General features: G+C 54.7%; 9 protein-coding genes. 7 read left to right on the top strand and 2 right to left on the bottom strand.

What is annotated here, in order from left to right; genetic code table 11:
- Together ACPGUT_RS03320 and ACPGUT_RS03315 are read right to left on the bottom strand one after the other, a co-directional pair.
- The coding region (locus ACPGUT_RS03320) for a VOC family protein (protein ID WP_423988822.1) at positions 1-212 on the bottom strand (212 nt) is incomplete at its 3' end.
- Positions 213-223: 11 nt separating this feature from the next.
- Positions 224-973: a sulfite exporter TauE/SafE family protein gene (locus tag ACPGUT_RS03315; RefSeq protein ID WP_423988821.1), complete on the bottom strand. Its 750-nt coding sequence runs from the start codon at positions 971-973 to the stop codon at positions 224-226.
- Positions 974-1054: 81 nt separating this feature from the next.
- Between ACPGUT_RS03315 and ACPGUT_RS03310 the strand changes: the two genes are divergently transcribed.
- From ACPGUT_RS03310 to ACPGUT_RS03280, 7 genes are all read left to right on the top strand, one after another.
- Complete coding sequence (locus tag ACPGUT_RS03310; RefSeq protein ID WP_423988828.1) at positions 1055-2401, top strand: mechanosensitive ion channel family protein; 1347 nt, start codon at positions 1055-1057, stop codon at positions 2399-2401.
- Positions 2376-3791: an amidase gene (locus ACPGUT_RS03305; RefSeq protein ID WP_423988820.1), complete on the top strand. Its 1416-nt coding sequence runs from the start codon at positions 2376-2378 to the stop codon at positions 3789-3791. The genes ACPGUT_RS03310 and ACPGUT_RS03305 overlap by 26 nt, the downstream gene beginning before the upstream one ends.
- Before the next feature lie 171 nt (positions 3792-3962).
- Positions 3963-4328, top strand: a complete 366-nt coding sequence (gene rsfS, locus ACPGUT_RS03300) for a ribosome silencing factor (protein WP_423988827.1) — start codon at positions 3963-3965, stop codon at positions 4326-4328.
- A 3-nt stretch (positions 4329-4331) separates the two neighbouring features.
- Positions 4332-4802 (top strand): 23S rRNA (pseudouridine(1915)-N(3))-methyltransferase RlmH, encoded by a 471-nt coding sequence (gene rlmH, locus ACPGUT_RS03295; RefSeq protein WP_423988819.1) that lies wholly within the window; start codon positions 4332-4334, stop codon positions 4800-4802.
- Between the two features lie 60 nt (positions 4803-4862).
- Entirely contained in the window at positions 4863-6380 is a 1518-nt protein-coding gene (gene gpmI, locus ACPGUT_RS03290) for a 2,3-bisphosphoglycerate-independent phosphoglycerate mutase (RefSeq protein ID WP_423988818.1), read from the top strand.
- A gap of 32 nt (positions 6381-6412) precedes the next feature.
- On the top strand, positions 6413-7516 hold the full coding sequence (locus ACPGUT_RS03285) for a murein hydrolase activator EnvC family protein (protein WP_423988817.1): 1104 nt from the start codon (positions 6413-6415) through the stop codon (positions 7514-7516).
- Between the two features lie 54 nt (positions 7517-7570).
- Complete coding sequence (locus ACPGUT_RS03280) at positions 7571-8908, top strand: S41 family peptidase (protein ID WP_423988816.1); 1338 nt, start codon at positions 7571-7573, stop codon at positions 8906-8908.
- Positions 8909-8930: the final 22 nt, after the last annotated feature.

The raw sequence follows: 8930 nt of genomic DNA, 5'->3' as shown, positions 1-8930 counted from the left end.
ATCGCAGCCTGTTGATCTTCGCCTTTCGCCTGAGCCAGCAGAATATCACTGCCTGCCCCGCCATGAGGGCGCACAACAACCCAGCGCTTGCCACCCCCTTGGTCTTCATCCTGGATCAGTTCAAAACCCAGTTGATCCACGTAGAACGCAATACCTGCATCGTAAGAGGGAACAACAATTGCAATCAGGCCAAGGGATTGAATGGCGCGCATTGGGAAACCTTTCAGGAAAAGAGGCGCGCGAAGAAAACCGCGCTCATGGTCAGGCCGATCAAAATAATCACTGCGCGCATCAGTGCAACCGGCAAAATCTTTGCGATGCGTGCCCCGGCAAAACCGCCCGCAATTGCAGACACCCCCATGATCAGGGCGGCGGGCCAGCTGACAATACCCGCAATCGCAAATGTCGCGACTGAGATCGCAGAAATCACAAAGCTTAATGCGTTTTTCAGCCCATTCATGGCATTCAAATTGTCCCATCCCCAAAGCGCGAACAGCGCCAGCAGAACAATCCCAAGGCCTCCGTTAAAGTAGCCACCATAAAGCGATACAGTGAAAATCCCGGGCAGGCCCCACGCCGTCAGTTGCCATCCGGATCCCGCTAGAAAAGCTGAAATCTGCTTCTGGAATGCAAAAGCCAGGGTTGCGGCGAACAGAAGGAATGGCACCAACATCGAAAACACATCGTTTGACGACACAAGCAACAACAGACCGCCAGCCAGCCCCCCCACGAGGGATGCGATCGTCGCCCGGATTAACTTGGCACGCGGCAGGGCACGAATATCATCGCCAAAGCCCAGCGCGGCAGACAAATACCCCGGAAACACCGCAACGGCGCTGGTGGCATTGGCTGCCACGGGCGGAATGCCCGCAAACACCAATGCGGGAAACGTCAGAAACGTTCCGCCCCCGGCAATCGCGTTCATAACACCGGCCCCAAATCCCGCCAGGATGAATAGTAAAACCTCGCCCATTTCTGCATTCCCCTTTGCAAAGGCAGAAAGCACGTCTGTCGTGATATTGTCCACCCCGCGTGGACGTGCAACACTGTGCCTATGGAGAACGAAATCATCGACACCCCCACCGCGGAACTGACAACCGAAGTCCAGGGCTTTCTGGTTCAGCTACAGGTATTTATCGAAGGCCTGCTGCGCCCCTATCAACTGTGGCAAGTGGCAATTGCTGTTGGGATTTTCGCGACAGCCTGGTTGATCAACATGCTGGTTGGTCCTCGCATCCATGAATGGATGAGAGGCCTGGAAGGACGACCAAAATGGCAGTTGCGCTGGCTGTTGATCCTGCATCGCCGCATCCATCTGATCCTGTATATTCTAATGATTTGGATCGTAATCTGGTTCATGCGCGAGGTTCTGAATACTTTTCCTTCGCGCACTTATCTGCTGTCAATTATCGGCACAATCAGCGCGTCCTGGTTCGCCATCGCTCTTGCTGTTCAACTGATCCGCAACCAAACCCTGCGGCGCACTATTCGCATTTCCGGCTGGATCTGGGTCACGCTCTATTACTTTGGCTTTCTTGAAGCAACCAATGGCGTATTGGATAAAGCCGCCATTGAGTTCGGTGATTTCCGCCTCTCTCTGCTGGCTATTTTAAAGGCCGTTATTGTCACCGGGGTGCTGTTTTTCGGCGCACGCCTGATTTCCGGCACAACATCCAACCGCATCCGAGAAAACAAAGACATCTCGCCATCCATGCAGGTGCTGGCCGTGAAATTCATTCAGATGGTGCTGTATGGATCCGCATTTTTCATCGGACTAAAAGCAGTCGGATTTGATCTGACAGGTCTTGCGGTTTTGTCAGGTGCCATTGGTGTGGGTCTTGGCTTTGGTTTGCAAAAAGTCGTGTCGAACCTTGTGTCAGGCATCATCATTTTGTTGGATAAATCCATCAAGCCTGGCGATGTGATTTCTCTGGGCGACACCTTTGGCTGGATCGACAGCTTGGGTGCGCGCTATGTTTCCGTCGTCACCCGTGACGGGCGCGAATATCTGATCCCAAACGAAGATCTGATCACCGGTCAGGTGGTCAACTGGTCCCATTCCAACGATCTTGTGCGCCTCGATATTTTCTTTGGCACGTCTTATGGCTGCGATCCCCATGAAGTGCGCCGCATTGCCATTTCTGCCGCATCCTCTGTCGGGCGCGTGCTTTCGGCGAAGGCTCCGGTCTGTCACATCGTGGGCTTTGGCGACAGTTCAGTCGATTACATACTGCGGTTCTGGATCACCGATCCAACCGGCGGCCTGACCAATATTCGCGGCAATGTTTACCTGGCACTTTGGGATGCGTTTAAGGAAAACGGCATTGAACTGCCCTTCCCACAGCGCGAAGTGCGTATTCTGAAAGATGACATCAATGAGCACCCCCCGGTTATTGACTGACTATGACGCCTGCGATCTTGCAGAGATGCTGCAAAATCGTGACATCTCTGTACGCCAGGTGCTAGAAGCCTGCCTTGCCCGCATTGATGCAGTTAACCCATCCGTGAATGCCATCGTGTCGCTGCGCCCACGTGAAGATCTGCTGGCCGAGGCTGATAAAATGGACGCCTCAGGCCCAGCTCCAAATCAGCCTCTCTGGGGTTTGCCGATTGCGGTAAAGGATCTGGAAAACACAAAAGATCTACTTTCGACAAGTGGTTCGCCTTTGTTTGCTGATAACACCCCAGAAGATGACAGCCTGATGGTGTCACGCCTGCGCGCAGCGGGTGTTCTGATCATCGGCAAAACCAATGTGCCGGAATTTGGGTTGGGCAGTCACAGCTATAATCCGATCTTTGGTGTTACCCGTAATGCATACAATCAAAGCCGCAGCGCCGGGGGATCCAGTGGCGGTGCAGCCGTTGCCCTAGCCACCGGTATGCTGCCCATTGCGGATGGATCCGATATGATGGGAAGTCTGCGCAATCCGGCCGGCTGGAATAATGTCTATGGCTTTCGCCCCACCGCAGGCCTTGTGGCCAAAGATGCCGAAGGTGACGCCTGGTCGCAAAGCCTATCAACCAATGGCCCAATGGCCCGCAGCCCACGCGATATGGATCTAATGTTGCGCGTCATCGGGCAACCCGATCACCGTCAACCACTGGGGCAGCCCGCGTATAAAGGTTATGAAGACGTTAACCCCAAAAACATCTCTATTGGCTGGATCAGAGACTGGTCCGGGTATTATCCAATGGAAAAAGATGTGCTAAAAACCTGCGAAAACGCACTGGATATATTTCGCGATCTTGGCTGTACTATCATGGAATATACGCCAACAATCGCGCCTGAATCGCTTTGGGATGCTTGGAACATCCTGCGCAGCCACAGCGTCGCCTGCGCATCGGCGCCTCTCTGGCAAGATCCAGCGAAACGCGCCCTTCTGAAGGACGCCCACATCTGGGAAATTGAACAAGGTCTGTCTTACAGCGCGCGTGATATTCACCATGCGGGCATCATCCGGTCAGACTGGTTCCGAGAAGTCGCGGATCTTAACCTCACCACCCTTGCCCTGCCCAGCGCCCAGATGTTCCCATTTGATGCGGATATCTCATGGCCTAAAACCGTTGCCGGACAGGCAATGGATACTTATCACCGCTGGATGGAAATTGTGATTCCGGCCTCGCTGATCGGCCTGCCCGCCGTTTCTGTCCCTGCCGGGTTTTCCCCGCACAATCTACCTATGGGCCTACAGCTGATCGGCAAAGCCGGACAGGATGCACAGCTAATGGGGCTGGCACAGACATACCACGAAGCCACCCGATTTCCACAAAATCACCCGCCCCAGATCTGATAAAAACAACACACTTATGCGGATTGAGCTTTCACGCAGGCGGTGTTACGCTTAAGGGGAGCCCTGCGCCGGGCTTTTGCGGCGCGTTTTTCAGGAGGGAAGACCCTGTCTCAATCTAAAAGTGCGGCCGATAACGTAGTCGCGAATGACGCCACTGCTCAGCCGAAATCACTGCCCGAGGCAAACGCACCTTCAAGCGAAGTTCTGCTTGAGCGCATTCTTACCTCTCTTGACGAAGACAAAGCCGAAGACATCGTACAAATCGATCTGGCCGGTAAATCTGCGATCGCGGATTACATGGTTGTGTGTTCCGGCCGTTCCGCGCGTCAGGTAACCGCGCTTGCTGAAAAGCTTGCGGATCGCCTGAAGCAAGAATTTGGCCGTCTGTCACGCACCGAAGGCAAAGGATCTGGCGACTGGGTTTTGGTCGATACCGGCGATGTGATCGTGCATGTGTTCCGCCCAGAAGTTCGCGAATTCTATCAACTGGAAAAAATGTGGATGGATCCGACAGCTGGTCCCGACACCCCAGCCTGATCCATGCGCGTTCAGATTTCTGCCATTGGCCGGATGCGCCCCGGGCCGGAACGTGATCTTTTTGATGATTACAAAACCCGCTTTGATCGCACCGGTCGTGCCCATGGCCTTGGCCCGCTGACAGTCAGCGAAGCCGAGGACAAAAAGGGCGGCGGCATGGGGGCCGAAGCGGTTCTGTTAGAACGTGCCATTCCCAAAGGTGCCGTGATCTGCACCATGGATGAACGTGGGAAACTGTTGTCATCCCCTGATTTTGCGAACAAGCTTGCCAGTTGGCGCGACCAGGGCGCACAGGATCTATGTTTTGTCATTGGCGGTGCCGATGGCATTGATCCTGCTCTGCGTGCAAAGGCAGATTTTTCTATCAGCCTTGGTAAAATGGTCTGGCCTCATATGCTGGCCCGCGTGATGCTGTCTGAACAACTGTACCGCGCCGCATCAATTCTGGCCGGAAGTCCCTATCACCGCGTGTGAGTTGGTTGCATGCAGGTGCCACAGGCAATAGATATTGCATGAATAATACAGGAATATCTCATGTCCACTCCGAAACCTGTCGTCCTTTGTATTCTTGATGGCTGGGGGCTTTCCTCTGACACGTCTTCAAATGCGCCAGCACTTGCCCGTACACCGAATTTCGACCGGATGATGTCTGAATGTCCAAATGCAAAATTGCTGACACATGGCAATGATGCGGGGTTGCCAACGGGACAGATGGGCAATTCCGAAGTCGGACACACCAATATCGGCGCGGGTCGGGTTGTGGCGATGGACCTGGGTCAGATCGATCTTGCGATTGAAGATGGATCTTTCTTTGACAATGAAGCCCTGCAAGCTTTCATCACAAAACTGAAACAAACCGGCGGCACCGCGCATCTGATGGGTTTGGTATCTGATGGCGGGGTGCACGGGCATATCGATCACCTAAAAGCCGCAATCAAGGCCGTCACCGATGCGGGCGTGCCCGTGGCCTTTCATGCGGTAACCGACGGGCGTGACGTCGCGCCGAAATCCGCCCTAGGCTATATGGCGGATCTGTGTGGCAGCCTGCCAGAGGGGGCAAAAATTGCCACTGTCACCGGGCGCTATTACGCGATGGATCGCGACAATCGCTGGGAACGGGTTGCGGCCGCATATAATGCCATGATCCACGGCGAAGGTGACACCGCCGCAGACAGCGGATCCGTGATCTGTAAATCATATCAAGACGGTGTGACGGATGAATTTTTCCCAGCAACAGTCCTGAATGGGTATGAAGGCGCCAAAAGTGGTGACGGCTTTTTCTGTCTGAATTTCCGGTCAGATCGGGCACGTGAAATTCTGCGTGCCATCGGTGAACCCGCATTTGACGCCTTTGATACAGGCGCGCGCCCTGCTTTTGCGGCCCTTCTGGGGATGGTGGAATATTCGGATGGCCATAACACCTATATGACCACAGCTTTTCCAAAACGCGCCATCGTCAATACGTTGGGTGAATGGGTGTCTAAACAAGGGAAAACTCAGTTTCGACTGGCTGAAACCGAAAAATATCCCCATGTGACATTCTTTCTGAATGGCGGCGTGGAAACCCCATATGAAGGAGAAGACCGGTATATGCCCTCTTCTCCGAAAGTGGCGACCTATGATCTGAAACCCGAAATGAGTGCCGCAGAAGTGACAGAACATTTCGTTGGTGCAGTACACAAGGGATATGATCTGATTGTCACGAATTTCGCCAACCCCGATATGGTTGGACACACTGGCGATCTACATGCGGCAATCCAAGCCTGTGAAGCCGTAGATCAGGGACTTGGTCAGGTCATGCAAGCGCTGAAGGACACCGGTGGCATGATGATTGTAACCGCAGATCATGGCAATTGCGAAATGATGATCGACCCCAAAACAGGTGGGCCACATACCGCACATACGACAAACCCCGTGCCGGTCGTGCTGTTTAATGGCCCCCAAGGTGCAAAGCTGCGTGATGGCCGGCTGGCGGATCTTGCGCCCAGCCTGTTGTCGCTGATGCAGTTGGAAACGCCCGAAGAAATGACCGGCCAGAGCCTGATTTTCTGATGCGATTGGCTGGCCTCATATGCGCGGCTTTCTTGATTTCCCCAGCAGACCTGTTCGCGCAGTCTGATCCCGGCATCACAGCGCAGCGCGCGGCCCTGCAGCTTGATGCGGCGTCTACGTCTCTGGTTCAGGCGGAAAATGCATCTGATCGCGTATCCGCGCTGACCCAGACCGTCAACGCATATGAAGAAGGTCTGATTGCCCTGCGTCAGGGCATGCGGCAAGTGGCTATTCGCGAAACCGCCCTGCGCCAAATTTTTGATACCCGCAGCGCCGAGATTTCGCGTCTTCTGGCAGCGTTACAGACAATGGAACGCAGTCCAGCACCTCTTTTGATGCTGCATCCCTCTGGCCCTGGTGGCACAGCACGATCTTCCATGATGTTGGCAGAAGTCACCCCTGCCCTACAGGCAGAGGCCGAAGCCCTGCGCGCCCAACTGGAAGAACTTGCCCAATTGCAATCTATCCAAGCCGGCGCGGCAGAGGAATTGCGCGAAGGTCTTGCCGGCGCCCAGACCGCCCGTGCCCGCCTGTCCGAAGCACGGGCTGATCGCACTGATCTGCCCCTGCGTTTCAGCGCTGATCCCGTGATGATGCAAGTGCTTCTGAACAGCAGCGAAACGTTACGCGCTTTTGCCGAAGGTCTGTATCAACTGCCCGAAGGCCGCAACAGTGCCCGGGGATATGGCAATTTCGATGATCTTCTTGGTGCCCTGTCCCTGCCCGTAAACGCCACCATTCTGCGACGTTTTGATGAACCCGACGCAGCCGGTATTGAACGGCCAGGCATGGTGCTGGCGACATTGTCCGACGCCCTGGTCACTAGCCCCTTTGCAGCCACCATCCGTTACGCCGGCCCCCTGCTTGACTACGGGAATGTGATCATACTTGAACCGGATAACCAGTATCTGATGGTTCTGGCCGGGCTGGGAACCCTGTATAGTGAGGCAGGTGAAATTGTTCAGGCGGGAACTGCGCTTGGATTAATGCCAGGAACCCACGATTTCGGCGCTGTTTCGCCATTCTCAACAGATGGGACTGGCGCAGGCCGCAGTGAAACGCTTTATATAGAACTGAGACAGGGTGAAAACCCGACGGATCCATCGCCTTGGTTCAACGCCACCGGTGGAAATTAACACAGAAGTCCTCTGGTCCGTGTATACCGGGCTGGTGCAACACAGGATGAGATGATGAAAAAGTTTTTTTTGGCCGCGGCCGCTGGCACGTTTGCCGGGATTATTGCGACCACACAGATCACAGGGCCGCTTTTAGCCCAGGAAGCTGAACAACAAAGCAGCGTTTATCAACAGCTGGATCTGTTTGGTGACATCTTTGAACGCATCCGCAGCCAATATGTCGAAGATGTAGACGAAGCCGAACTGATCGAAGCCGCGATCAACGGCATGCTGACATCTCTTGATCCTCATTCAAGCTTTCTGCCGCCGGATGATTTCACCGACATGCGTGAACAGACACGCGGTGAATTCGGCGGTCTGGGCATTGAAGTCACCCAGGAAGAAGGGTTTGTAAAAGTTGTCTCGCCTATGGATGGCACCCCTGCGGATGTCGCGGGCATGGAAGCCGGCGATTTCATCACCCATGTGGATGGTGAAAGCCTGTTGGGCCTGACCCTGAATGAAGCTGTTGAACTGATGCGTGGCCCTGTGGGTTCCGAAATCATCATCACCGTTGTACGCGAAGGCGCTGACGAACCTTTTGATGTGTCCATCATCCGCGACACCATCAAACTGACCGCTGTTCGCACCCGCACCGAAGGCAGCACCGTTGTTTTGCGCGTCACCACTTTCAACGACCAGACGTTTGATAATCTGGCCAGTGGCCTTGCTGAATCTGTTGAAGAACTGGGCGGCATGGAAAACGTGAACGGCTTTGTTCTTGATCTGCGCAACAACCCAGGTGGCCTTCTGAACCAGGCGATTGCGGTCTCTGATGCCTTTCTCAACGCTGGGGAAATCGTGTCCACCCGTGGTCGCAGCCCGGAAGATGGCGAACGCTGGAATGCGCGTGACGGGGATCTGACCGAAGGGCTACCAATTGTTGTACTGATCAACGGTGGTTCTGCATCTGCGTCTGAAATTGTGGCCGGTGCGCTGCAAGATCATCGTCGCGCAATCGTTGTGGGCACCCGCAGCTTTGGTAAAGGATCTGTTCAGACCATCATGCCGCTGCGTGGCGACGGTGCGATGCGTCTGACGACAGCGCGCTATTACACGCCATCTGGCCGTTCCATTCAGGCCCTGGGCGTGTCACCAGATATCGTTGTAGAACAACCACGTCGTGATCCCGAGACCTCCGAATCTGAGGAAGAAACACAGGGATTCTCACGAACAGAAGCGGACCTGCGTGGCAGTCTCGACAATGATTCCATCACGGAAGATGAGCGCCGTTTGCTGGAAGAAGAACGCGCCAAAGTCGAAGAAGCGGCACAGCTGCGCGAAGACGATTTCCAGCTTGCCTATGCCATCGACCTGTTAACGGGCCTGCGCGCACTTGGCGGCACTGAATAAAACACTTACGGGCGGGGTTTTC

It is taken from the genome of Halocynthiibacter sp. (assembly GCF_049608145.1).
Lineage (GTDB): Bacteria > Pseudomonadota > Alphaproteobacteria > Rhodobacterales > Rhodobacteraceae > Halocynthiibacter.
Note: the sequence above shows the minus strand (reverse complement) of the source record. Positions and strands in the feature narration are given on the sequence as shown.